Below are 25945 nucleotides of genomic sequence, written 5' to 3' on the forward strand. Positions count from 1 at the left end.
ATGGAACGGTTCTGGCGAATCCTGCAGGATCGCTGCACCTTGCGCCGCACCTATAAAAAAGAAGCTGGCCTGTAGACGTTGTTTCCGGCGCCCCGTACGCCGGAATTGGCGCACCACTTTCAATGCCTGAAGTATCGTCCATGAGCCCGACTACACGCGTTTTGAACGCCTCGACCAAAGCGCTTTACCGGCTTTGTCTGTTACTGCCGCTGCTGGCTAACCATGAGGCGAGCGCTGAGCCTCTGGTCATTGAACTGCACATTCCCGACGCACCGCCGCTGACATTCGTCAACGACCCCAGGGGCCACGGAATCGTGGGCGATGTCGCCGTGGCGGCCATGACCAGGGCCGGGTACACCGTAAAGATCCATGTACTTCCCTGGGCTCGGGCGCAAAAGCATGTCAGTGAAGAACATGACCACTTGATCACACCCCTGTCGCGCATCCCCACTCGCGAGGATCGCTTCACCTGGATCGCCTCGATCATGCCCATGGAGCGCGCCTTTTTCAGCCTCGAGCGGCGGGTGAGCAGCTTCGCCCAAGCGAAAGAAACCTACCGCAAGATCGGCGTCGGCCTGGGCAGTGCACAGGAAGATATCCTGCGCAGCGAAGGGTTCAGCGATGAGCAGATCTATCCGTTGGCCATCGGCGACAATCCCGCCCAGATGCTGTTGATGGGGCGTATCGATGCCTGGTTCAACGGCGTGCCGGAGAGTCGTTACATCTGGCCGAAGGTGTCCAAGCGCAAACTGCTCATGAGTTCGGTTGGCAGCAACGCCGACCTTTACCTGGCCTGCTCCAAGCAATGCTCGCCAGAAATGGTCGAGCATTTGCGCGACGCGGTCGAAGCGCTTCGCGCGGATGGGACCGTCAAGCGTGTCCATGACCTTTATTTGCCGCAATAGGCTGTGGCGAGGGAAGCCGGACTAGAGCCCTCATCGATGGCTTATATCATTCTGAATGATAGTTACCTTTGCTTCATTCGATTCGTTCCTGTGCCTTGCGCCACGCATCATCCGCCCATTCTCAATATATTGGCGGATGCTATCCATGGAACATTCACTTTCAAAACTGCGTTTTCCCCTCGCGCTGCTCGCGGTGCTGGTGATGAGCGCCTGTGGCAAGACTCCCGACACGGCAGCGTCCATGCCGCCGGCCAAAGTCAGTGTGGCCAAGGTGTTGGAGCAACCTGTCAACGAATGGGATGAGTTCACCGGCCGCCTCGAGGCGCCAGAAACCGTCGAGATCCGCCCGCGGGTTTCCGGGCAGATCGACGAAGTGGCCTTCACCGAAGGCGCGCTGGTCAAGAAAGGCGACCTGCTGTTCCAGATCGACCCACGCCCCTTCCAGGCTGAAGTGCGTCGTCTCGAAGCCCAACTGGCCCAAGCCCGCGCCACCGCCACCCGCAGCGAGAACGAAGCCCAGCGTGGCGAGCGCCTGCGCTTGAGCAACGCCATTTCCGCCGAACTGGCGGACTCGCGCACCACCGCCGCCCAGGAAGCCCGTGCCGCCGTCGCGGCGATCCAGGCGCAATTGGACCTGGCCAAGCTGAACCTGAGCTTCACCCGCGTCACCTCGCCCATCAGCGGTCGCGTCAGCCGCGCGCAGATTACTGCCGGCAACCTGGTGACCGCCGATGTCACGCCGCTTACCAGCGTCGTGTCCACCGACAAGGTCTACGCCTACTTCGATGCCGACGAGCGTGTCTTCCTCAAGTACACCCAACTCGCCCGCCAGGGCCAGCGCGGCCAGGCCACGCCGGTCTACATGGGCCTGTCCAACGAAGACGGCAACCCGCACCTGGGCCAGATGAACTTCGTCGACAACCAGGTCAACCCGCAGACCGGCACCATTCGCGGTCGCGCCGTGTTCGACAACAAGGACGGCGCCTACACCCCGGGCCTGTACGCTCGCCTGAAGCTGGTGGGCAGTGGCACCTACTCTGCCGTGCTGATCAATGACGAAGCCGTGGGCACCGACCTGGGCAAGAAATTCGTACTGGTGATGGACGCCGAGAACAAGCCGGCCTACCGCGCCGTCGAGCTGGGGCCGAAGATCGAAGGCTTGCGCATCGTGCGCAACGGCTTGAGCAAGGACGACACCATCATCGTCAAGGGGTTGCAACGGGCTCGCCCGGGCTCGCCGGTCACGCCTGAAACCGTACCGATGGCCAGTGAAGAAACCATTGCCGCCCTGGCAGAACAACGTAAAGCGCTCGAAGCCAGCAACCTGCCCCAAGTCGCGCCATCCAAGGCGGCGCCAGGCTCGGCAGGCAAACTGGCCGCTGCGACCCCACGCGGTTAAGGGACTGAATCCAAGATGAAATTTTCCCAGTTCTTCATTTCGCGGCCGATCTTCGCAGCAGTGCTCTCGCTGCTGATCCTGATCGCCGGCGCCATCTCGCTGTTCCAGCTACCGATCAGCGAATACCCGGAAGTCGTGCCGCCGACCGTGGTCGTACGCGCCAACTTCCCCGGCGCTAACCCCAAGGTCATCGGCGAAACCGTGGCCGCGCCCCTGGAACAAGCCATCACCGGCGTCGAGAACATGCTGTACATGTCCTCGCAGTCCACCGCTGACGGCAAGATCACCTTGACCATCACCTTCGCCCTGGGCACCGACCTGGACAACGCCCAGGTGCAGGTGCAGAACCGTGTCACCCGGACCGAGCCCAAGCTGCCGGAAGAAGTGACCCGGATCGGCATCACGGTGGACAAGGCCTCGCCCGACCTGACCATGGTCGTGCACTTGACCTCGCCGGACAAACGCTACGACATGCTCTACCTGTCCAACTACGCCCTGCTCAACATCAAGGATGAGCTGGCGCGCCTGGGCGGCGTAGGTGATGTGCAACTGTTCGGCATGGGTGACTACTCCCTGCGGGTCTGGCTGGATCCGAACAAGACCGCTTCGCGCAACCTGACCGCCACTGACGTGGTCACCGCGATCCGTGAACAGAACCGCCAGGTGGCGGCCGGTGCCCTGGGTGCGCCGCCAGCGCCGAACGCTCAATCCTTCCAGCTGTCGATCAATACCCAGGGTCGCCTGGTGAGTGAGGAAGAGTTCGAGAACATCATCATTCGCTCCGGCGCCAACGGTGAAATCACGCGCCTGAAGGACATCGCCCGGGTCGAGCTGGGTTCCAGCCAATACGCCCTGCGCTCGCTGCTGGACAACCAGCCGGCGGTGGCGATCCCGATCTTCCAGCGTCCTGGTTCCAACGCGATCCAGATCTCCAACGACGTTCGCGCCAAGATGGAAGAGCTGAAAAAAGGCTTCCCGGCGGGAATGGACTACAGCATCGTCTATGACCCGACGATCTTCGTCCGGGGCTCCATCGAAGCGGTGGTCCACACCCTGTTCGAAGCCCTGATTCTCGTGGTGCTGGTGGTGATCCTGTTCCTGCAGACCTGGCGCGCCTCGATCATCCCGCTGGTGGCGGTGCCGGTTTCGCTGATCGGTACGTTCGCGGTGATGCACCTGTTCGGCTTCTCGTTGAACGCCCTGTCGCTGTTCGGCCTGGTTCTGGCGATCGGTATCGTGGTGGACGACGCCATCGTGGTGGTAGAGAACGTCGAGCGAAACATCGAGCTGGGACTGACCCCCGTGGAGGCGACCAAGCGCGCCATGGGCGAAGTGACCGGTCCGATCATCGCCACCGCCCTGGTGCTGTGCGCGGTCTTCGTTCCGGCGGCGTTCATCAGCGGCCTGACCGGTCAGTTCTATAAACAGTTCGCCCTGACCATTGCCATCTCCACGGTAATCTCGGCGGTCAACTCCCTGACCCTGTCGCCGGCCCTGGCCGCGGTGCTGCTCAAGGGCCATGACGCGCCCAAGGACCGTTTCTCCAAGTTTCTGGACAAGATATTCGGTGGCTGGCTGTTCCGTCCGTTCAACCGCTTCTTCGAGCGTGCCAGCCACGGCTACGTGGGCACCGTCGCTCGGGTCATCCGCAGCAGCGGCATCGCCCTGGTGCTCTACGCCGGCCTGATGGTGCTGACGTTCTTCGGCTTCTCCACCACCCCGACCGGTTTCGTGCCCGGCCAGGACAAGCAATACCTGGTGGCCTTCGCCCAACTGCCGGACGCCTCGAGCCTGGACCGCACCGAAGACGTGATCAAGCGCATGTCCGACCTGGCCCTCAAGCAACCGGGCGTTGAAAGCGCCGTGGCCTTCCCTGGCCTGTCGATCAACGGTTTCACCAACAGCCCGAACGCCGGCATCGTGTTCGTGACCCTCAAGCCCTTCGACGAGCGCAAGGACCCGAGCATGTCGGCCGGCGCCATCGCCGGTGCCTTGAACGGCAAGTACTCGGAGATCCAGGAAGCCTACATGGCGATCTTCCCGCCGCCGCCAGTACAGGGCCTGGGCACGATCGGCGGTTTCCGCCTGCAAATCGAGGACCGGGGCAACCTGGGCTACGACGAGCTGTACAAAGAAACCATGAACATCATCACCAAGAGCCGCAGCGTGCCGGAACTGGCCGGGTTGTTCACCAGCTACACCGTGAACGTGCCCCAGGTCGATGCGGCCATCGACCGTGAAAAAGCCAAGACCCACGGCGTGGCCGTCAGCGACATCTTCGACACCCTGCAGATCTACCTGGGTTCGCTGTATGCCAACGACTTCAACCGCTTCGGTCGCACCTACCAGGTCAACGTCCAGGCCGAGCAGCAGTTCCGTCTCGAGTCGGACCAGATCGGCCAGCTCAAGGTGCGCAACAACCGCGGCGAGATGATCCCGCTGGCGACCTTCATCAAGGTCAGCGACACCTCGGGACCGGATCGCGTGATGCACTACAACGGCTTCATCACGGCTGAAATCAACGGTGCCGCTGCCCCGGGGTACAGCTCCGGCCAGGCTGAAAAGGCCATCGAAAAACTGCTCAAGGACGAACTGCCCAACGGCATGACGTACGAGTGGACCGACCTGACGTACCAGCAGATCCTCTCGGGCAACACCGCGCTGTTCGTGTTCCCGCTCTGCGTACTGCTGGCGTTCCTGGTGCTCGCGGCACAGTACGAAAGCTGGAGCCTGCCATTGGCGGTGATCCTGATCGTACCGATGACCCTGCTGTCGGCGATTACCGGGGTGATTCTCTCCGGTGGCGACAACAACATCTTTACCCAGATCGGCTTGATCGTACTGGTGGGACTTGCCTGCAAGAACGCGATTCTGATCGTCGAGTTCGCCAAGGATAAACAGCTCGAAGGCATGAACCCGCTGGCGGCGGTCCTCGAAGCGTGCCGCCTGCGTCTGCGGCCGATCCTGATGACCTCCTTCGCCTTCATCATGGGCGTGGTGCCCCTGGTGTTCTCCAGCGGCGCAGGTGCGGAAATGCGTCATGCCATGGGTGTGGCGGTGTTCTCCGGGATGCTCGGCGTGACCTTCTTCGGCCTGCTGCTCACCCCTGTGTTCTATGTACTGATCCGCAACTTCGTCGAGCGCAGCGAGGCCCGCAAAGCGGCCCGGGCTTTGAAACTGGAGGCGCAACAATGAGTTTGAAAGCGTTCGTTCCGAGCTTGCTGGCCCTGGCGTTGAGCGCCTGCGCCGTGGGTCCGGACTATAAGGCACCCCAAACGGAGGCGGCGACCATCACCACCGCCACCGACGGTGCCGCCGGCCAGAAGAATTTCGACCGGGCCCGCTTCGAGGGCGTCTGGTGGCAGCAGTTCGACGACCCGACCCTCAACGCGTTGGTGACTCGCTCCCTGGAAGGCAACCGCGAGTTGCGCGTGGCCTTCGCCCGCTTGCGGGCCGCCCGGGCGATTCGCGATGACGCCAGCAATGACGTCATGCCAACCATCACCAGCCGTGCCAGCAGCGACCTGGGCAAGGGCCAGAATCCGACAGGGCAGACGGACGAGCGGGTCAACACCGAGCGTTACGACCTGGGCCTGGACATGGCCTGGGAGCTGGACCTGTTCGGACGCATCCGGCGTAACCTGGAAGCCACCGACGCCGATCAGCAGGCGGTCGAAGCCGACCTCTATCAGTTGCAGGTGACGATGATCGCCGAACTGGTGGACGCCTACGGTCAATTGCGCGGCGCGCAACTGCGGGAAAAGATCGCCTTGGCCAACCTGAAGAACCAGCAGGATTCGCGCAAGATCACCGAAAGCCTGCGCGATGCCGGTGTCGGCGATCAGCTCGATGTGGTGCGTGCCGATGCCCGCCTGGCGTCTGTAGAAGCCAGCGTGCCGCAACTGCAGGCCGAACAGGTGCGCCAACGCAACCGCATCGCCACGTTGCTGGGCGAGCGCCCGGACAAACTCAGCGTGGACCTGAGCCCGAAACAGTTGCCGGCCATCGCCAAGGCCCTGCCCATCGGCGATCCGGGTGAACTGCTGCAACGACGCCCGGACATTCTCAGTGCCGAGCGCCAACTGGCCGCCGCCACGGCGCGCATCGGCGTGGCCAAGGCCGATCTGTTCCCACGGGTCAGCCTGAGCGGTTTCCTTGGTTTCACGGCTGGACGCGGTTCGCAGATCGGCTCCTCGGCCGCCAACGCCTGGGCGCTGGGCCCGAGCATTACCTGGGCCGCTTTCGACCTGGGCAGCGTGCGGGCGCGCTTGCGCGGTGCCGACGCCGAGGCGGACGGCGCCCTGGCGACCTACGAACAGCAAGTGCTGCTGGCCCTGGAAGAATCGGAAAACGCCTTCAGTGACTACGGCAAGCGCCAGCAACGGCTGATTTCGCTGATCCGCCAGAGTGAGTCCAGCCGCGCCGCCGCCGACCTGGCCGAGATTCGCTACCGCGAAGGCACCGTGGATTTCCTCGTGCTGCTCGATGCCCAACGTGAACGCCTGGCCGCCGAAGACACCCAGGCCCAGGCCGAAGTGGACCTGTACCGCGGCATCGTCGCGATCTACAAGGCCCTGGGTGGCGGCTGGAAACCGGAAACCGTTGCCAGCAACTGACCCGCCCTGCTCAACCGAGCTCCTTTGGTTGGCCGCAACCAACCAATTCTTTGCCCCGCGCTCATTTGGACGCGGGGCTTTTTTTGCCTATCGCCCACAACCCACCGTGAAAGAGCCCATTGTGGGAGCGAGCATGCTCTCGATAGCGGTGGGTCAGCTGGCGGTGATGTTGGATGCGCAAACGCCATCGCGAGCAAGCTCGGCTCCCACAGGGGAGCTCGGGTGGGTACAGGGTTTGTGTCTCCTCCATTGCAGTGTGGGAGCCGAGCTTGCTCGCGATGGCGGTGGGTCAGTCAATATCGATATCGCTGATCCGACGCCATCGCCAGCAAGCTCGCTTCCACAGGTCCGCTACCGCTGTGACAAGGTTTGACTCAAGCCGCCACCTGACCGAAGCTTGCGACATTTCACGCTTCTGGTAATGGATTCCCTGCATGCCCTCGCCTCGCCGCCGCTACCTACTCCTCAGCCTCTGTGTCCTGTTGTTGATCGGTCTTGTCGGGCTATGGCTACGCAGCACCACGCCGCAAATCCCCGAAGCGATCAAGCGCGGTTACAGTGAAGCCCTGGAAAGCGCCCGCAACGGACAGCCGGGGGCGGCGCGCATGCTTTACCAGCAACTGGGGCGTCCAGACCTCTCGCCCAAGCGCCGTGTGTGGCTGCACGCCGAACTGCCCAACTACCCCAGCCCGCAAGCCTTGAAACTGGCGGACGCGGACCTGCACAGCGAATCACCGGACGTACGTCGGGCGGCCATCGGCAGCATCGTCGGGCTGGTTCCGACGGGCCAGCGCAGCCTGTTGCTCGGCCCACTCCTGGATGATGACGACGCGAATGTCCGGTTCGCAGCCGTGAATGCGCTGCTGGGCCTCTCGCCGGATGACCTGGGCTTGTATTTCGGCGCGATGCAGATCGCCATCGATACCTGGAAACAGGTGCTCGAGGATGGTCCGAAAACCGCGGAGGCCCACTACCAGCTTGCCCGGCTGCATCTGCACAACGCCGAATTGAAGAAAGCCCAATTAGCCCTTGAGCAGGCTTTGCGTCTGCAACCGGACAATCTCCCGGCGCTGGTCATGCAGATCGAAGTGCTGGACAAACAAGGCCAGAGCGAAGCCGCACGACAACTGCTCGCCCGACAGTTGCAAACCCAGCCAACGTCGGCTTATCTGCAACATGCGCTGGGCATGTGGCTGCTGCAACACGGCCAGAGCGAGTATGCGGTGCTCGGTCTGGCAAAAGCCGTGGAACTGGAACCCGAGAACCGGCATTACCGCTATGACCTGGCGACCACCCTGCATGCCGAACAGGAAGTGGAAGCCGCGCAGAAACAGTTGCAGGAAATCGTCCAGCGCTACCCCGCCGACCGCAAGGCGCGGGTGTTGCTGATCAACTACTGGAAGGAAACCGGTCAGTTGCAGAATGTGCAAATCCTGTTGGCGCAACTGGAGCAGTTGAACCCTGATGACCCGGCGCTGCAACAGGGCCTGTAGGCGCTGTCGAAGGCTGCAATCACTCCATTGCCTGCTGCCTCGCTTCGCTCGACAGTTCCTATAAAAAGTTGTGCAGTACACCGCGTTTTGTCGATGTAAGCGGAACCGCCATCACTGCCAAAGGTCAAGTGTTCAGGCAGTCGATTTCAGGCGTTACCCCGCCTGCTGCCCACTTCCCTAGTCATGAGAGGGCTATTTTTGTCTACATCTAACGAGTTGATCAGTGCAAAAGCCGCCACCGGCATCGAAGGACTGGATGATGTCCTTTCCGGTGGTTTGTCCCGCGGCCATGTGTTCCTGCTAGAGGGGGAACCCGGGACTGGTAAGACCACGGTCGCGTTGCATTTTCTGTTAGCCGGCGCCAAGGCTGGCGAGCGCTCGTTGTACATCACGCTATCGGAAACCGAGCGTGAACTGCGTCAGGGCGCGGCCTCCCACGGGTGGACGCTGGATGACAATATTCATATTTTCGAGCTGACCCCGCCCGAAAGCCTGCTCAATGCCGAGCATCAGCAGAGCCTGCTGTACTCCTCGGACCTGGAACTGGGCGAAGCGACGCGGCAGATTTTCGAAGTGGTCGAACGGGTCAAGCCGACCCGGGTCGTGCTCGACAGCCTGTCGGAAATCCGCCTGTTGGCGCAAAGCTCCCTGCGCTATCGGCGCCAGATCCTGGCGATCAAGCATTATTTCGTGCGCTACGACGCCACGGTCCTGTTGCTCGACGACCTGACCACCGAGTCCCTGGACAAGACCGTGCACAGCGTGGCCCACGGGGTGATTCGCCTGGAAGAACTGACCCCCAATTACGGCGCCGAACGGCGGCGGATCCGGGTGGTCAAGTATCGCGGGCAGAAATACCGCGGCGGTTACCATGACTTCACCATCATGGGCGACGGCGTGCACGTCTTCCCGCGCCTGGTGGCCGCCGAGCATCGTGGGCAGTACCTGCGCCAGCAACTCTCCAGCGGCATCGGCGAAATGGATGCGCTGCTGGGCGGCGGTATCGAGACGGGGTCCAGTACCTTGATCCTGGGCCCGGCGGGTACCGGCAAGTCGCTGATCGCGCTGATTTTTGCCGCAGCCGCCGTGCATCGCGGCGAGAAAGCCGCGCTGTTCATCTTCGATGAAGAGCTGGGCTTGCTGTTCGAGCGCATGAAAAACATCGGCATCGATCTGCAGGCCCTGCTGGAGACCGGCAACCTGCTGATCGAACAGGTCGACGCCGCCGAGTTGTCCCCCGGCGAGTTCTCCCACCGCGTACGCCGTTGCGTCGATGAGGGCAACATCAAGACCGTGGTCATCGACAGTATCAACGGCTATCAGGCGGCGATGCCGGAAGAGAACGCCCTGGTGCTGCACATGCATGAATTGTTGCTCTATCTCAACCGCAAAGGCGCGGCGACCTTCATGACCGTTGCACAGCACGGTCTGGTCGGCGACATGCAAGCGCCCGTGGACATTACTTACCTGGCCGATACGGTGATTCTGTTGCGTTATTTCGAAGCACTGGGCAAGGTTCGCCGGGCGATCTCCATCATCAAGAAACGCACCGGCAGCCACGAGTCGACCATCCGCGAATACCGCATCAGCCGCCAGGGCATGACCATCGGCGAGCCACTGGAGGCGTTCCAAGGTGTCCTGCGCGGGGTCCCCACCTACATGGGCGAGAGCAACCCGCTGCTCAAGGATGAACACCGGTGACGCCGGCCGAGCTCCTGTCCGAGCGGGCGCTGATCCTCGCACCGCTGGGACGGGACAGCCAGATCGCCTTGATGATCCTCAATGAAGCCGGTTTTGCCGGCCTCATCTGCCACCACCTGGGCCATTTGTGCGAAGAGTTGGAAAGCGGTGCCGGCCTGCTGGTGATTTCTTCGGAGGCCTTGGTAGGGCCCGACCTGGAAACGCTGTTCCAGCAAATCGAACAGCAGCCGGCCTGGTCCGACCTGCCCATTGTCTTGCTGACCCATCACGGAGGGCCGGAACAGAACCCGGCGGCCCGTATCGGTGCGCGATTGGGTAACGTGACCTTCCTCGAGCGCCCTTTCCATCCTGTGACCCTGATCAGCCTGGTGACCACCGCCCTGAGGGGGCGCCGAAGGCAGTACGAAGCCCGCGACCGCCTGATCGACCTCAGCAACAGCGAACTGCGCCTGCAGACCACCCTTGAAACCCTCGAGCAGCAGGTAGAAGAACGGACCGCCCAACTGCGCCACAACGAAGAGGCCCTGCGCCAGTCGCAAAAAATGGAAGCGGTCGGCCAGTTGACCGGCGGTATCGCCCACGACTTCAACAACATGCTCACCGGGATCATCGGCAGCCTCGAACTGCTGCGTCGGCGCCTGGCCCGCGGCCGTACCGAGGACCTGGACAGCCTGATCGACCTGGGCGTGACCTCGGCCAACCGCGCCGCCGGCCTGACCCATCGCCTGCTGGCGTTTTCCCGACGGCAATCGCTGGACTCCAAGGCCGTCCAGATGAATACGCTGGTGCTGTCCATGGGCGAGCTGCTGCAACGCAGCCTCAACGAGAGCATTCGCCTGGACATGCGACTGGACGAACAGCTCTGGGTCGCCGAGGCCGACCCCAACCAACTGGAAAGCGCCCTGCTCAACCTGGTGCTCAACGCCCGGGATGCCATGCCCAACGGCGGCAACCTGGTGGTGCAGACCTGCAACCGACACCTGGACGCCGACTTCACCGATGCCTACACCAACCTGGAGCCCGGCGACTATGTGGTGCTGAGCGTGCAGGACACCGGTTGTGGCATGCCCGAAGCGGTGATCGGCCGCGCTTTCGACCCGTTTTTCACCACCAAGCCGATCGGCCAGGGCACCGGGCTGGGCCTGTCGATGATCTATGGCTTCAGCAAGCAGTCGCGTGGCCACGTGACCATCGACAGCGAAGTCGACAAAGGCACCACCGTGAACCTGTACCTGCCGCGCTTTCGCGGTGAAGAAGTCCACGAGCCCCAGGTCACCACCCAGCATGCCGCCCATGCGCAGGACGGTGAAACCGTGCTGATCGTCGAGGACGATCCGGCGGTGCGGGTGCTGGTGAGCGCGGTGTTGAGCGAACTGGGTTATGCCTTTGTGGAAGCGGCCGACGCCAATGGCGCGGTCCCGATCCTCCAGTCAGGCCAACGCATCGACCTGCTGATCAGCGATGTAGGCCTGCCCGGCATGAATGGGCGGCAACTGGCGGAAATTGGCCGGCAGGTGCGTCCGGACCTGCGGGTGCTGTTCATCACCGGCTACGCCGAGCATGCGGCGGTACGCGGCGGCTTCCTTGACCCGGGGATGCAGATGATCACCAAACCGTTCACGTTTGATTTGTTGACGGCCAAGGTGCGGGAGATGATAAGTGCATGACGAAATCTCGGAGCATAAAGCACCGTTATAGCCCTGAATAGCTGTCAGACTTGACAGCTATTCAGGGCTACTTTTCAGACCGAAACTCAATGCGCAGTCCAGTGTTAACCGCATGGGCATCAATCGGCATTGAGGTCATCATGAAAACTCTCATCCTCTGGGTAATGCTTGTATTGGCCGGAGCCACCGTAAGCCAGCAGGCACTCTCCCTTGAGCGACTGCGCTCCGGTGTACAAATCGCAGCCGAACTCACTCAACGCTACAACGATATCCGGGATGACTGCGGCAGCCCTTCGATGCCCAGTTTTCTGTGTACCGGTGTGATGTTGCGCTCGACGATTCCCGGTGACGGCTATTTCACCTGGAACCCCAGCCCCTATTCACGCACCAGCGGCGGCGTTGCGTTTTCCTTCCTCAGGAAAGACGCCAAGTTCTCAGGGCTGGTTTATGGGCAAAACAGCGGATTTATTTTCTACCCTGTATTGACCAGGCCGGCGGATACGTTTCAGGTGGAAGTGCTTTGTGCCTACCCTTCGGACGGTGCAACCAATAACAGGGACCAGGCCGGGTGTGGCGCCCATCCGTATGCACTTGATCGAAGCCGTCGTTGCCAGACCATTGGGGTGACAACTGCGGAACAATGGATAGCGAACCGGCAGGAATATGCTTGGAACCTCTGCGGCTTTGATGTCAGCGATGACATGAATGAAATGGCTACTAGCGGATTTAAGGAAACGATTCGGGCTCATAACCTCGGTAACTTCTTTGCCGGAACGTTTGACTACATTGAATTAGTAGTCGCCACCTGGCCCCAGCATGACAACCCTACCTCTGTTCCCCTCGAAGCCTTTTTCTATACAAACGACGGCTTGGCCAGAGCGCAACGGGATCAAATGGACTATTTCAATCAAAGCGGGAGAGGCGTGCCGATTATCAAGCTCGAACTCCCACAAAACCCTTCCGCCGATGCGGTGTTCAGTTACCTTATGGAGGATCAACGCGTCCTGTTGGGCTTATGAGTATTCCTCACCCACTCAGGACAGCATTGTGCGCATGATGCACTGCAATTCATCCAGATCGAACGGCTTATCCAGGATCGGCGCCTTGCGGGTAATGGGGCTATCGGTGTCGCGCACTTCCTGCGCGTAGCCACTGATGAAGATGACCTTCAGTTCGGGGCGCAGCTTGACCGCAGGCTCGGCGATCTGTACGCCGGAAATACCGCCCGGCAGGCGGAAGTCGGTAATCATCATGTCCAGATGCGGCTTGCTCGCCAGGATCTCGAACGCCTGGTCACCGTTTTCGGCCTGTAGCACCCGGTATCCCTCGCCCGACAGGTAGGCCGACAGCACCATCAGGATCGACGGGTCATCCTCGACGATCAATACAACATCTTGCGCATCTTCACTCATGAGAAGCCTTTGTTCGATCAATAGCTGCTGATACGACCTTAGGGTCTCTCAGAGGTTGCGTCTGTTCGGCGGTTTTATCCAAGACAGTTTTCTGCAGGGGCAGGCAAACGCGAAACAATGAGCCTTCATTGAGACGACTGTCGACCGTGATCGTCCCGCCATGGGCCGTGACAATCTGCTCGGAAATGAACAGCCCCAGCCCCAGGCCTGAAGCGGCCGCCTTGGACGATACGCGCTCGAACTGCTGGAAGATACGTTTCTGGTTCTCCTCGCTGATGCCGATGCCGTGGTCCCGGACCTCGATGCAGGCATGCTCGGGCGTCTGGTAGACGCGCACTTCGATCGGGTTCTTGCCACCGTAGCGCAGCGCATTGGTCAACAGGTTCGACACCACTTGTTCGATGCGAAACTCATCCCATAGCCCCTCCACCACCGGATCGGCCAGGCAGGTCAATGAGCACTCGGCGATGGCAATCTGCGGCTGGAAGTTGCGCAGCAGGTTTTCCACCAGTGCCGTCAAATTGAAGCGGGTCGGACGGATCGACAGCTTGCCGGTACGAATCCGCGACACATCCAGCATGTCCTCGATCAGCCGGATCAGACTCTTGATCTGGCGCTCATCGCGCTCGACCATCGCCCGCACCTTGTCCAGGCTGAAGGCCGCGGCATTGTCCCGGGCCAGGTGCATCTTGCGCAGTTGGGTCTCGAGAATCAGGCCATTGAGGGGGGTGCGCACCTCGTGGGCGACAATGGACATGAAGTCGTCACGCATACGCACCGCTTGCTCCAGCTCGCCGCGGGTGGCCTCCAGTTGCTGCAACAGGACCTCCTGCTCCCGCCGGCTCTGCTCGAGGGCCACGACTTGTTCCTTCATGGCCTTTCGCTGGCGATACAGCTCGACGAACACATTGACCTTGCTCTTGACGGCCTGGGTGTCCAGCGGCTTGTGCAGGAAGTCCACCGCGCCATTTTCATAACCAGTGAAGGCGTAGTTGCGCTCACGACCGGCGGCGCTGACGAAAATGATCGGGATGCTGCGGGTCTTCTCCGTGCCACGCATCAGCTCGGCAAGGCCAAAACCGTTCATATCGGGCATCTGCACATCGATGATGGCCAGGGCAAAGTCGTGTTGCAGCAGCAGGGACAGAGCTTCGTCAGCCGACAGGGCCTTGAAGATCTCGCGGTCGGGGCCTCTGATCAGCGCTTCCAGGGCCAACAGATTCTCAGGCAGATCATCGACGATCAGCAGTTTGGCTTGAACATCTCTTGGCATGTGGTTCATTCCAGCCCGGCCAGCAATTGGCCGATGCCTTGCAAAGTAAGGATATGGTCGGGCTCATGCAGGGCCAGCGCCGCTTCGGGCATGGTCGCGACCTGGGCTTCAGCGGGGTCCTGAACCACGGTGATCCCGCCCAGCGCCCTGACCTTCGCCAGGCCCCGGGCGCCATCGCCATTGGCGCCGGTCAACACCACGGCCAGCAACTTCTCGCCGTAGACATCGGCGGCCGACTCGAACAGCACGTCGATGGACGGTCGCGAATGATGTACGGGGTCCTCCAGGCTCAACGACAGGCAACGGTCGGCCTCGACCGACAGGTGATAGCCGGGCGTGGCGACGTACAAGGTACCCGGTGCGATGTCCTGCTTGTCCCGGGCTTCCTCCACCGGCACCGCCAGGCGATGGCCGAGCACGGAGGCCAGTTGGCTGTTGCGCTCATCCGGCAAATGCAGTACCGCCAGGATGGGCAGGCCGAAGCCCTTGCGCAGGTGTCCGAATACCCTGAGCAACGCTTCGACGCCGCCGGCCGATGCACCGACGACAATGGCCTCGATGGGCGGGTTGGATCTGTCCTTCGTCTGGTTCATAACTTGCGATAGATCCGTTCCTGTTTGACCAACGGCTCGAATCGATGACCGTAAGCCGAAAAATCCAATGTCTCCTTGCTGCCCAATACCAGGAAACCACGGTGGCAAAGGGATTCATGGAACAGTCCAAACGCACGATCTTGCAGTTTTTTATTAAAGTATATCAATACATTGCGGCATGAAATTAATTGAGTTTCTGAAAAAACACTGTCGGTCGCCAGGCTGTGATCGGCAAAGGTCACGTTCTCGCACAGGCTTTTATCGAACATCGCATAATCGTAGGCGGCTGTGTAGTAATCGGCAAACGATCGCCGTCCTCCAGCGCTCTGGTAGTTCTGCGTGTAGGTGCGCACGTTTTCCAGGGAGAAAATACCCTGTTTGGCTTTTTCCAACGAGCGCGGATTGATATCGGTGGCGTAGATCAAGGTGCGGTCCAGCAGGCCCTCTTCTCGCAGCAGGATCGCCATGGAGTAGACCTCCTCCCCCGTGCTGCAACCGGCGATCCAGATCTTGATCGAAGGGTATGTCCTGAGCAGCGGCACGACTTCCTCGCGGATCGCCAGGAAATGCGAAGGGTCGCGGAACATCTCGCTGACGGGGATCGTCAGCAGTTGCAACAACTGCATGAATGCACCCGGGTCGTGCAGCACGCGCTCCTGCAAGGCCGAGATGGTCTTGCACTCGAACTGGCTCAACGCATGGTGGACCCGGCGCTTGATGGAAGCGCCGGAATAATCGCGAAAATCGTAGCTGTACTTGAGGTAAATCGCTTCGATCAACAAACGAAGTTCAATGTCAGTGTCACGTTCCACTAAATTCTTTCCATATTCGGCAACCACACGCGAATCAGCGAGAACAGACGATCCAGGTCGATCGGCTTGGCCAGGTAGTCATTGGAACCCGCCGCCAGGCAGCGTTCCTGATCGTCCTTCATGGCTTTGGCCGTTACAGCGATGATAGGCAGCTTGCGCCAGCGCGGATCCTTGCGGATCAGCGTGGTGGCTTCGAAACCGTCCATCTCCGGCATCATCACATCCATCAGCACCAGGTCGATGTCGTCGAATTCATTCAGGCGATCGATCGCCTCCAAGCCATTACGGCCAATGACCACGATCGCCCCCTTCGCCTCCAGGGCGCTGGTCAGGGCAAAGATGTTGCGCACGTCGTCGTCCACCAACAACACCTTGCGGCCTTCGAACACCTTGTCGCGGCTGCGGGCGGTCTTGAGCATCCGCTGTCGTTCATGGGACAACCGGGATTCGACTTTGTGCAGAAAGAGTGTCACCTCGTCCAGCAAACGCTCTGGCGAACGGGCACCCTTGATGATGATCGAGCGTGAATATTTGCGCAGTTCGGCTTCTTCGTCCCGTGTCAGGTTGCGCCCGGTGTAGACGATCACCGGCGGGAAGGAACAGATGTCTTCGCTGGACATGCGCTTGAGCAGGTCATTGCCGAGCATGTCCGGCAACTTGAGGTCGATGATCATGCAGTCGTAGACAGTGGTCCGCAGCAGGTCCAGGGCCTGCTGGGCGAAGCCAACGGCGGTGATCTCGATGTCATCGTCGCCGATCAGGCGGGTAATACTGTCGCGCTGCAGATCATCGTCCTCCACCAGCAGCACCCGCTTGACCTTCTGGGTCAGCTTGGCCTCCAGGCGGGCGAACACGTCCTTGAGTTCTTCACGGGTAGTCGGCTTGACGGCGTAGCCGATGGCGCCCATGTGCATGGCGGCTTCGACACGGTCTTCGACGGAAATCACGTGCACCGGGATGTGCCGGGTTTCGGCCTGCTCCTTGAGTCGTTGCAACACCGTCAGCCCGGAATGGTCCGGCAGGCGCATGTCCAGCAGGATCGCGTCGGGAGCCAGTTGCAAAGCCAGGTCGAAGCCTTCATCGGCACCGTGGGCCACCAGGCACTGATAACCGAGCTCGTGGGCCAGGTCGAACAGAATCCGGGCGAACTTGGGCTCGTCTTCGATCACCAGGATGCACCGGGTGTCGAACGGCGCCTTGTCGCGGTCGTCGGCGAACCGGGCAATCGGCGTGTCCACCTCGGCGATCAACGGCGCCGGTGCGGCTTTGGGCGCGACAGGCGCTGGCGCGGTGGCTGTCGGGGTGAAGGTCATCGGCGTTATGGGCGTGTCACCGGGCTCGACATAACGCTCAGGCAATACCAGCGTAAACACGCTGCCCTGCCCCGGCTCGCTGGAGACCGAAATCGAGCCGCCCAGCAATATGGCCAGGTCCCGGGAAATCGACAACCCCAGGCCGGTGCCGCCGTAGCGACGGTTGGTGGTGCCATCGGCCTGGCGGAACGCTTCGAAAATGCTTTGCTGTTGATCGACGGCGATGCCGATCCCGGAATCCCGCACGATGAACGCGATGCCCGAGCCTGGCTGACCGGCCACGGACAAGCTGACGGAACCTTGCTCGGTGAATTTCACGGCGTTGGACAGCAGGTTCTTGATCACCTGCTCCAGGCGCTGGCGGTCGGTGTAGAGCATCGTCGGCGCATCGGGCAGCACCTGGACCTCGAAATTCAGGCCCTTGTCCGCCGCCAACGGTTTGAACATATCCTGCAGCCCTTCCACCAGCCGCTGCACGCTGGTGTTTTCCGGACGCACTTCCAGCTTTCCGGCCTCGACCTTGGAGATGTCGAGAATGTCGTTGATCAGGTTCAGCAGGTCGTTGCCGGCGGAGTAGATCGACTCGGCAAACTTGACCTGCTCCTCGCTGAGGTTGTGCTGCGGGTTTTCCGCCAGCAGCTTGGACAGGATCAGCGAGCTGTTGAGCGGCGTGCGCAACTCATGGGACATATTGGCCAGGAACTCGGACTTGTACTTGCTCGAGCGCTGCAGCTCTTCGGCGCGCTCCTGCAACTGGATCTGGGCCAGGTTCAATTCGCTGTTCTTCTGGTCCATGGCGTCGCGCTGCTCGGCCAATTGCTCGTTGGTCTGCTCCAGTTCCTGTTGCTGGGCTTCCAGGTGGACCTGGGACTCCTTGAGGATGCGCGACTGTTCTTCCAACTCTTCGTTGGCGGTCTTGAGTTCTTCCTGCTGGACTTGCAGCTCTTCGTTCAACTGCTGGGTTTCGGCCAGTACTTCCTGCAGGCGCTGGCGATAACGGGCGGCTTCGATGGAGGTACCGATATTGCCGGCGATCAGTTCCAGCAACTCGATGTCACGCTCGGTCAATGGCCGCAGGAACCCCAGTTCGATGACACCGTTGATCCGGTCATCGTCACTGGTCGGCACCACCAGCACGCTGTTGGGCAGGCCTTGCCCCAGCCCGGAGCTGACTTTCAGGTAATCGTCCGGCACGTCGTCCAGACGGATAAGACGCCCCTGCTGCACGGCCTGGCCAGCGATGCCTTCGCCGGCGACGATCACCTGCTGTTGTTCTTCATCTTCCCGGGACAGCCCGTAGGTGGCGACACGCCTTAAGACACCACTTTCTTCCCGCACATAAAGCGCAGCGACAGCGACGCCCAGGTACTTCGCACAGAACTGCAGGATGTTGCGGCCCAACAGGTTCAGCGACAATTGCCCCAGGACCTGCTCGGCCAGCTGTGTCTGACCGCTTCGCAGCCAGGCCTGCTTTTCCAAGTGCAGAGCGCTGCGTTGCTGGACTTTCAGGCTGGCGCTGTAGCTTTCGGACAGGCTCAACAGATCCCGGCGACCGACGTAGGCCAGGAGCCCGCTGACCGCTGCGACGAACAACAGGTAAAGGGCAATGCTCCAGACGGTCGTGGTGCGCACATCCTGGTTGCGCGCCGCGCGCAATTGTTGCTCGGTCTCGACGACCTCTTCGAAGGACTGGCGAATTTCGTCGGTGAGGCGCTTGCCGCGCCCGGCCTTCAACGCGCCGCGGAAATCGCCGCTGCTGCGTTGCAGGTCGATCATGCTTTGGGCGTAATTGGCCCACTCCGTCTGGAGTGCTTGGATCTTGTGCAGGCGGTCGGTCTGGACGGGGTTATCGGCTGTCAATTCCAGCAATGTGTCCAACGCCACGGCAATCCGTGGTTTGGCCACTTCATAGGGGTCGAGGAAGTGCTCGTCACCACTCAACAAGTAGCCGCGCATGCCGGTTTCCAGGTCCACGCTCAGCTTGAGCGCTTCGTTGGCGTTATTGATCACCCTGTCGGTATGGCCGACCCATTGGATCACCGACAGCAGGTACGTGATAAGGATGACGAAAAACACCGCGCTGAGGACGCCTATGCCCAACGGCAGGCTGATGTTGCGGCTCAGGAGCTTGCGAAAACTTTGCTCGTCGACCGAAGACGAAGGAGTCATGGAAAGGGGCCTTGGTGGACAGTTGAAATCGGTGGAGTTTGCCCGAAAAACCGCGCTTGGATCCACATTTTCTGACAAGTCAACGAGGCAAATCCCACAACAATCCGTCTTATAGCAGGGAAGCGACTATCCTTGTCAGCTCTTGTACTATAGATCCTTTCTTGTACATCCCAGGGAACTTGTGCCGCCTTGGCACTTACTCATGAATGAGGCCATTTTTTCCGTGCCCCTCCCGCTCCCATCTTTCGAGAATGTCGATTATGCCCACCACCCCTGCCGCCACCCAGCCCACCATCCTGGTAGTCGAAGACGATGACATCGTGCGGATGTTGATCGTCGACGTGCTGGAGGAACTGGAGTACCAGGTGCTGGAGGCGGACGGTTGTGAGCAGGCGCTGAGTTTTTTGCGTGACCGCCAACAGGACATCGCCCTGATGATGACCGATGTCGGCCTGCCGGTAATGGACGGACGTGAATTGGCCAAGCAGGCTCGACTCGAGCGGCCACAGCTGCCGGTGCTGTTTGCCAGCGGATATGCCGAAAGTATCGATGTGCCTGAAGGCATGTCGGTAATCGGCAAACCCTTCTCCATCGATCAATTGCGGGACAAGGTCAAAAGCATTCTTGCTTGAGCCGGATCGCATTCTTGGTCACTATCGGCGCCCCGCGCGCCGGTAGCGCCTGATTCGCTCCGAGGAACCCCTTGCTCATGACTGCCACCAAAGTCCTGGTTATCGGCTATGTCTGGCCCGAGCCGCGCTCATCGGCTGCCAGTGGGCACGTCATGCAGATCCTCGATACCTTCCTGGGCCAAGGCTGGGACATCACCTTCAGCAGCCCGGCCGGCCCGGGCGAGCAACGCGCCGACCTGGTCGCGCTGGGTATCCGCGAAGTGCCCATCGAACTCAACAGCAGCAGTTTCGACACATTCATTCGTGAACTGGCGCCGGACATCGTGCTGTTCGACCAGTTCATGATGGAAGAACAGTTCGGCTGGCGCGTCGAAAAGCACTGCCCCGGCGCCCTGCGGGTGCTGGAAACCTCCGATCTGCAAAGCCTGCGTCACGCCCGGCATCAACGCTTGAAAGAGCGCCTGAAGCGCGATGAAGCAAGCGAGGACTTCAGCGATCTCTTCGCCCCGGCCCTGGGCGAGGAATTCCAAAGAATGGCCGACACCGACCTGGCCAAGCGGGAAATCGCCGCCCTGTACCGCTGCGACCTCAACCTGATGGTGTCCGAGGTTGAAATCGAACTGCTGGTGCAGCACTTCAAGCTGCCCCGCAACCTGCTGCACTGGTGCCCGTTGATGCTGGACCTGCCCAGTGAACCGTCGGTACCGTTCGAAGACCGGGCGCATTTCCTGAGTATCGGCAACTTTCGCCACGCGCCGAACTGGGACGCCGTGCTCTGGATGAAAAACGCCATCTGGCCACTGATCCGCCAGCAATTGCCCGGCGCGCAACTGCACCTGTACGGCGCCTATACCCCGCCCAAGGCCGCCGCACTGCACAATCCGGCCCAGGGCTTTCACATCATGAACTGGGCCGAGGACGCCTTGCAGGTCATGTCGGCGGCGCGCATCTGCCTGGCACCGTTGCGTTTCGGCGCCGGGATCAAGGGCAAGCTGATCGACGCCATGCTCTGCGGTACCCCCAACGTCACCACGCCCGTGGGAGCCGAAGCCATGCACGGCGACATGCCCTGGCCCGGGTCGATTGCCCAAAGCGCCGAAGGCATCGCCGGCGCGGCGGTGCAGTTGTATAGCGACCAGGCGCGCTGGACCCAGGCCCAGCACGCAGGCCTGGCGCTGCTGGCGAGCCGCTACCGGCAACAGGTGCATGGGCCGGCGCTGATCGACAGCATCAACGCTTGCCGAGCGGACCTGGCACAACGACGCCGGGACAATTTCACCGGCAGCATGCTGCGTCACCACCAGCACAAAAGCACCCAATACATGTCCCAGTGGATCGAAGAAAAAAACCGCAACAGTTAGACGTCAGGGTGGCACCTGCCTGGCGAAGGGGGCATTATCCAGTGGCGATAACAATAAAAGCGCCAGGCCCATGACCCGAACAGCCAGAGTCACCGACCCCTCCTACGAGTTGATGGACGACCATAACGGGCTGTCCATCATCTACCGCCAGCACGGTTTTCCCTGCCCGCTGGTGCGCTGGCATTTCCATAAGGAATACGAGCTGCACTTGATCGTCGCCAGTTCCGGCAAGGTGTTCATTGGCGACTACATCGGCAACTTCTACCCCCAGTCGCTGTTTCTCACCGGGCCCAACCTGCCCCACAACTGGATCAGCCAAGTGGCCGAGGACGAAGTGGTGCCCAAGCGCGACATGTTGGTGAACTTCACCGACGAGTTGTTCGAGAGCGGCCACCAGGTATTCGCCGAACTCAAGACGGTCGCACCGCTGCTCGAACGCGCCCAATACGGCATCGAGTTCCGTTGCAAGCGCACCATCCGCCAGGCCATGAGCCTGATGCAGCGCATCGCCGATTCCCAGGGCATGAGCCGCCTGGGACACTTTTTCATCCTGATGGAGCTGCTGGCCGCCACGGATGACTACCAGCTGCTGTCCGGCGCGACCGCCCCGCAAACGGCGGACGAACACAGCATCGACCGCACCAACCGCGCGGTGGACTACATCTTTGCCCATTACGCCCGGGAGCTGCCCCTGGAAGAAGTCGCCGAACACCTGGGCATGAAACCCACCTACTTCAGCCGGGTGTTCAAACAGGCCACTGGCCGCTGCTTCATCGAATTCGTCAATCGCCTGCGCATCAGCAAATCCTGCGAATTGCTGGCCGACGGCGACAAACCGGTGACGGACGTGTGTTTTGAGTCCGGCTTCAACAACATCTCCAATTTCAACCGGCGTTTCCAGCAGCTCAAGGGCATGACGCCTTCCCACTACCGGCGGCTGGCGGTGCAGCGGTTGACCGAGCAGAACCAGGGCTGAGACTTTTCGCCCTGACAGAGATTCCCTGTGGCGAGGGAGCTTGCTCCCGCTGGGCTGCGAAGCAGCCCCCTAGATCAGCCTTTCGCACCGAGTTGTCAGGGGAATTATTGAGGGCCGCTGCGCGCCCCAGCGGGAGCAAGCTCCCTCGCCACGGGTCCTGTGTTCGGCCTGAAGTGGCAGGCATTAATCCCTCCAGTGCAAAAAAGTATCAGTACAAGTGCGACGAATGATTTGTCACACCGTCCATTGAAGGCTGTAATCAGCGCACATTCTTCCCTTCATCCGGAAGACACAAAAACAATAACTGTCCTTCCGCAGCTTTCGGGCGCGGAAAAGGAGTGCGCGATGAAACCTTCGGTAAAAGCTCTGCTTGTCTCCACCTGCATGACCCTCAGTAGCGTCAGCTTCGGCGCACAGACCCTCACCATTGCCACCGTCAACAACAGCGACATGATCCGCATGCAAAAGCTCTCGAAAACCTTCGAGGCCGAGCACCCGGACATCAAGCTGAACTGGGTGGTGCTCGAAGAAAACGTCCTGCGCCAGCGCCTGACCACCGACATCGCCACCCAAGGCGGACAGTTCGACGTGCTGACCATTGGCATGTACGAAGCTGCACTCTGGGGCGCCAAGGGCTGGCTGGAGCCGATGAAGGATTTGCCGGCCTCCTACGACCTGGACGACGTCTTCCCTTCCGTGCGCGATGGCTTGTCGGTCAAAGGCTCGCTGTACGCCCTGCCGTTCTATGCCGAAAGCTCGATCACCTATTACCGCACGGACCTGTTCAAGGACGCCGGGCTGACCATGCCCGAACACCCGACCTGGACCCAGATCGGTGAGTTCGCGGAAAAACTCACCGACAAATCCAAGGAGCAATATGGCCTGTGCCTGCGGGGCAAGGCCGGTTGGGGCGAGAACATGGCGCTCATCACCACCCTGGCCAACGGCTATGGCGCGCGCTGGTTCGATGAGAAGTGGCAGCCGCAATTCAATGGCCCCGAGTGGAAAGACGCACTCAACTTCTATGTCGACAACATGAAGAAATCCGGCCCGCCGGGCGCCTCCAGCAACGGTTTCAACGAAAACCTGGCGCTGTTCAACAGCGGCAAATGCGCGATCTGGGTGGATGCCAGCGTCGCCGGCTCGTTCGTCACCGACAAGACCCAGAGCAAGGTGTCCGATCACGTTGGATTCACCTTCGCCCCCCACGAAAAAACCGACAAAGGCACCTCGTGGATGTACTCCTGGTCGCTGGCCATCCCGACCAGCTCCAAAGCCAAGGAAGCCGCCACGGTCTTTACCACGTGGGCGACGTCCAAGGAGTACAGCCAATTGGTCGCCAAGACCGACGGCATTGCCAACGTACCGCCAGGCACCCGCACCTCGACCTACAGCGACGAGTACATGAAGGCCGCGCCGTTTGCCAAGGTGACCCTGGAATCGTTGAAAGTCGCCGATCCGAAAGCGCCAACCCTCAAACCTGTGCCCTACATCGGTATCCAGCTGGTGACCATTCCTGAATTCCAGGCCATCGGCACCCAGGTGGGCAAGTTCTTTTCGGGCGCGCTGACCGGCCAGCAGACCGTGGACCAGGCGTTGACCGCCGCGCAGTCCACCACCGAACGCGAGATGAAGCGCGCTGGGTATCCCAAGTAGTCAGCTTATCGAGGCCCGCTCCCGATACCTGTGGGAGCGAGCTCGCTCGCGATGAGGGCCTCCCGGCCAATATCACGAGTGACTGACACGACGCCATCGCGAGCAAGCTCGCTCCCACAGTGGATCTTCATAGGCCCGCAAAAATCGGTTCAATGCCATGAATAGCTCAACTACAACCGCCAAAGCCCCCATCGAGATTGCCCCGCCGCCGGCGCGCAAGATCCGCCTGGCCAACCCCGGCTGGTTCCTGGTCAGCCCTTCGGTGGCCTTGTTGCTGCTGTGGATGATCGTGCCCCTGGGCATGACCGTCTACTTCTCGATGATCCGCTACAACCTGCTCTACCCCGGCGAAAACGAATTCGTCGGGCTGGAGAACTTCACCTATTTCCTGACCGACTCGGGTTTCATGCCCGGCGCCACCAATACCTTGTTGCTGGTGGGCAGCGTGCTGTTTATCAGTATCGTCCTCGGGGTATTGATCAGCGCGCTGCTGGAGGCCAGTGAGTTTTTCGGTCGCGGCATCGTCCGCGTGCTGCTGATCTCACCGTTCTTCATCATGCCCACCGTCGGTGCGCTGATCTGGAAGAACCTGATCTTCCACCCGGTCTCGGGCATCCTCGCCTCGGTGTGGAAGCTGTTCGGCGCCCAGCCGGTGGACTGGCTGGCCCACTACCCGCTGCTGTCGATCATCATCATCGTGAGCTGGCAATGGCTGCCCTTTGCGATTCTGATCCTGATGACCGCCATGCAGTCGCTGGACCAGGAACAGAAAGAAGCCGCTCGCCTGGACGGTGCCGGCCCCATTGCGATCTTCTGGCACCTGACCCTGCCGCACCTGGCCCGCCCGATTGCCGTGGTGCTGATGATCGAAACCATCTTCCTGCTGTCGGTGTTCGCCGAGATCTTCACCACCACCAACGGTGGCCCCGGCTATGCCTCCACCAACCTTGCCTACCTGATCTACAACCAGGCGCTGGTGCAGTTCGACGTCGGCATGGCTTCGGCCGGTGGCCTGATTGCCGTGGTCATTGCCAACATCGCCGCCATCATCCTGGTCCGGATGATCGGCAAAAACCTCACCGATAAGCAATGAGGCCGTCGCCATGACTCTTCAACAATCCCGTCGCCTGCAAAGCCTGCTGCTGGGCACGCTGGCCTGGGCCATCGCGATCCTGATCTTTTTCCCGATCTTCTGGATGGTGCTGACCAGCTTCAAGACCGAAATCGACGCGTTCGCCACGCCGCCGCAGTTCATCTTCACGCCGACCCTGGAGAACTACCTGCACATCAACGAGCGCAGCAACTACTTCAGCTTCGCCTGGAACTCGGTGGTGATTTCCTTCAGCGCCACCGCCCTGTGCCTACTGATTGCGGTACCGGCGGCCTACTCCATGGCGTTCTATGAAACCCAGCGCACCAAAGGCACGTTGTTGTGGATGCTCTCCACCAAAATGCTGCCACCGGTGGGCGTGCTGATGCCGATCTACCTGCTGGCCAAGCAATTTGGCCTGCTGGACACGCGTGTCGCGTTGATCATCATCTACACGCTGATCAACCTGCCCATCGTGGTCTGGATGATTTACACCTACTTCAAGGACATTCCTCGCGACATCCTCGAGGCCGCGCGCCTGGATGGCGCCACGCTCTGGCAGGAAATGGTCCGCGTGCTGCTGCCGATTGCCAAGGGCGGCCTGGCGTCCACCGTGCTGTTGTCGCTGATCCTGTGCTGGAACGAGGCGTTCTGGTCGCTGAACCTCACCTCCTCCAAGGCCGCGCCCCTGACGGCGTTGATCGCTTCCTACTCCAGCCCGGAAGGTTTGTTCTGGGCCAAATTGTCGGCCGTCTCGACCCTGGCCTGCGCGCCGATCCTGATCTTTGGCTGGATCAGCCAGAAACAGCTGGTGCGCGGTTTGTCCTTCGGCGCGGTGAAATAACGCGCCCTACACCATTATCCGAAGTGGAGGCCC

At 60.9% G+C, this 25945-nt stretch carries 19 protein-coding genes; 14 read left to right on the plus strand and 5 right to left on the minus strand.

Going from position 1 to position 25945, the window contains the following annotated elements; translation table 11 throughout:
- Positions 1 to 140 precede the first annotated feature (140 nt).
- The 8 genes from BM321_RS05485 (at position 141) to BM321_RS05520 (ending at position 12800) form a co-directional block, all read left to right on the plus strand.
- Entirely contained in the window at positions 141 to 905 is a 765-nt protein-coding gene (locus BM321_RS05485; protein ID WP_092326409.1) for a substrate-binding periplasmic protein, read from the plus strand.
- Positions 906 to 1050: 145 nt separating this feature from the next.
- Positions 1051 to 2304, plus strand: a complete 1254-nt coding sequence (gene mexE, locus BM321_RS05490) for a multidrug efflux RND transporter periplasmic adaptor subunit MexE (protein WP_092441808.1) — start codon at positions 1051 to 1053, stop codon at positions 2302 to 2304.
- A 15-nt stretch (positions 2305 to 2319) separates the two neighbouring features.
- Positions 2320 to 5499 (plus strand): efflux RND transporter permease subunit, encoded by a 3180-nt coding sequence (locus tag BM321_RS05495; protein WP_092200845.1) that lies wholly within the window; start codon positions 2320 to 2322, stop codon positions 5497 to 5499.
- Positions 5496 to 6920, plus strand: a complete 1425-nt coding sequence (locus BM321_RS05500) for an efflux transporter outer membrane subunit (protein WP_092326406.1) — start codon at positions 5496 to 5498, stop codon at positions 6918 to 6920. The genes BM321_RS05495 and BM321_RS05500 overlap by 4 nt, the downstream gene beginning before the upstream one ends.
- 434 nt (positions 6921 to 7354) lie before the next feature.
- Positions 7355 to 8413, plus strand: coding sequence for a tetratricopeptide repeat protein (locus tag BM321_RS05505; RefSeq protein WP_092441809.1), 1059 nt, complete (start codon positions 7355 to 7357; stop codon positions 8411 to 8413).
- Between the two features lie 198 nt (positions 8414 to 8611).
- On the plus strand, positions 8612 to 10114 hold the full coding sequence (locus BM321_RS05510; protein WP_092441810.1) for an ATPase domain-containing protein: 1503 nt from the start codon (positions 8612 to 8614) through the stop codon (positions 10112 to 10114).
- On the plus strand, positions 10111 to 11781 hold the full coding sequence (locus BM321_RS05515) for a response regulator (RefSeq protein WP_092441811.1): 1671 nt from the start codon (positions 10111 to 10113) through the stop codon (positions 11779 to 11781). The genes BM321_RS05510 and BM321_RS05515 overlap by 4 nt, the downstream gene beginning before the upstream one ends.
- A 140-nt stretch (positions 11782 to 11921) precedes the next feature.
- Positions 11922 to 12800, plus strand: coding sequence for a hypothetical protein (locus tag BM321_RS05520; protein WP_092441812.1), 879 nt, complete (start codon positions 11922 to 11924; stop codon positions 12798 to 12800).
- A gap of 15 nt (positions 12801 to 12815) precedes the next feature.
- Here the strand turns inward: BM321_RS05520 and BM321_RS05525 are convergent, their stop codons facing one another.
- The 5 genes from BM321_RS05525 to BM321_RS05545 are packed head-to-tail and all read right to left on the minus strand — an operon-like array spanning position 12816 to position 19353.
- Positions 12816 to 13193 (minus strand): response regulator, encoded by a 378-nt coding sequence (locus BM321_RS05525; protein WP_092441813.1) that lies wholly within the window; start codon positions 13191 to 13193, stop codon positions 12816 to 12818.
- Complete coding sequence (locus BM321_RS05530) at positions 13186 to 14466, minus strand: hybrid sensor histidine kinase/response regulator (protein WP_092326400.1); 1281 nt, start codon at positions 14464 to 14466, stop codon at positions 13186 to 13188. Before BM321_RS05530 ends, BM321_RS05525 begins: the two co-directional genes overlap by 8 nt.
- A 5-nt stretch (positions 14467 to 14471) precedes the next feature.
- Complete coding sequence (locus BM321_RS05535) at positions 14472 to 15059, minus strand: chemotaxis protein CheB (protein WP_092441814.1); 588 nt, start codon at positions 15057 to 15059, stop codon at positions 14472 to 14474.
- Positions 15056 to 15871 carry a CheR family methyltransferase gene (locus BM321_RS05540; RefSeq protein WP_092200821.1) on the minus strand — a complete coding sequence of 272 codons (816 nt, stop codon included), beginning with the start codon at positions 15869 to 15871 and terminating at the stop codon, positions 15056 to 15058. Before BM321_RS05540 ends, BM321_RS05535 begins: the two co-directional genes overlap by 4 nt.
- On the minus strand, positions 15871 to 19353 hold the full coding sequence (locus tag BM321_RS05545; RefSeq protein WP_092441815.1) for a response regulator: 3483 nt from the start codon (positions 19351 to 19353) through the stop codon (positions 15871 to 15873). Before BM321_RS05545 ends, BM321_RS05540 begins: the two co-directional genes overlap by 1 nt.
- A 260-nt stretch (positions 19354 to 19613) precedes the next feature.
- On the opposite strand from BM321_RS05545, the gene BM321_RS05550 reads away from it, so the two are divergent.
- The 6 genes from BM321_RS05550 (at position 19614) to BM321_RS05575 (ending at position 25912) form a co-directional block, all read left to right on the plus strand.
- On the plus strand, positions 19614 to 19985 hold the full coding sequence (locus tag BM321_RS05550) for a response regulator (protein ID WP_092441816.1): 372 nt from the start codon (positions 19614 to 19616) through the stop codon (positions 19983 to 19985).
- Positions 19986 to 20062: 77 nt separating this feature from the next.
- Entirely contained in the window at positions 20063 to 21346 is a 1284-nt protein-coding gene (locus BM321_RS05555; RefSeq protein ID WP_092441817.1) for a glycosyltransferase, read from the plus strand.
- Between the two features lie 70 nt (positions 21347 to 21416).
- Positions 21417 to 22322 carry an AraC family transcriptional regulator gene (locus BM321_RS05560; RefSeq protein WP_060742529.1) on the plus strand — a complete coding sequence of 302 codons (906 nt, stop codon included), beginning with the start codon at positions 21417 to 21419 and terminating at the stop codon, positions 22320 to 22322.
- A 345-nt stretch (positions 22323 to 22667) separates the two neighbouring features.
- Positions 22668 to 23978: an ABC transporter substrate-binding protein gene (locus tag BM321_RS05565; protein WP_092200812.1), complete on the plus strand. Its 1311-nt coding sequence runs from the start codon at positions 22668 to 22670 to the stop codon at positions 23976 to 23978.
- A gap of 157 nt (positions 23979 to 24135) precedes the next feature.
- A complete protein-coding gene (locus BM321_RS05570; protein ID WP_092257530.1) occupies positions 24136 to 25071 on the plus strand; it encodes a carbohydrate ABC transporter permease in 936 nt (311 codons plus the stop codon).
- Positions 25072 to 25081: 10 nt separating this feature from the next.
- Positions 25082 to 25912 carry a carbohydrate ABC transporter permease gene (locus tag BM321_RS05575; RefSeq protein ID WP_092257533.1) on the plus strand — a complete coding sequence of 277 codons (831 nt, stop codon included), beginning with the start codon at positions 25082 to 25084 and terminating at the stop codon, positions 25910 to 25912.
- Positions 25913 to 25945 lie beyond the last annotated feature (33 nt).

Origin of the sequence: Pseudomonas sp. NFIX10, assembly GCF_900111955.1 — a bacterium.
Taxonomy (GTDB): Bacteria; Pseudomonadota; Gammaproteobacteria; order Pseudomonadales; family Pseudomonadaceae; genus Aquipseudomonas; species Aquipseudomonas fluorescens_AA.